Origin of the sequence: Arthrobacter sp. RAF14, from assembly GCF_052114185.1 — a bacterium.
Classification (GTDB): domain Bacteria; phylum Actinomycetota; class Actinomycetes; order Actinomycetales; family Micrococcaceae; genus Arthrobacter_E.
This window is the reverse complement of record NZ_JBFREG010000025.1, coordinates 1-349: the sequence shown is the minus strand read 5'-3', so window position 1 is coordinate 349 and position 349 is coordinate 1. Positions and strand designations below refer to the sequence as shown.

At 70.8% G+C, this 349-nt stretch carries 1 pseudogene; it reads left to right on the top strand.

The annotated features are described in order from the left end of the window. Window positions 1-349: pseudogene (locus tag AB4Y75_RS16740) on the top strand (hypothetical protein); the annotation flags it as partial.

Genomic DNA, 349 nt, shown 5'->3' with positions numbered 1-349 from the left:
CTCTCCCTGCTGGCCCAGTCCCTGCTCATCGTCGTCGAGGTCGTGGCACCCGACCAGCTCAACGGCGACGGACAGGTCGCGACCTCCATCCCCGAGCTCGTCGTCACCGTGGTCATCACGCTGCTCCAGCTCGCCGTCCTCGTGCTCGGGCGGTCGGCCTTCCAGGCGCGGTCACGACGGAAGCGGCGCAGGGAGCTCGCGACCGGGGCGAGCGACCGGGACACCGCAGTGGCCCTGCTCAAGGAGCACGGAGGGTCGACGATGGCGTGGATGGGCACCTGGCCCGACAACCACTGGTACGTCCACCGCGACCCGTCGGGTGCACCGGTCGGCTACGTCGCCTTCCAGG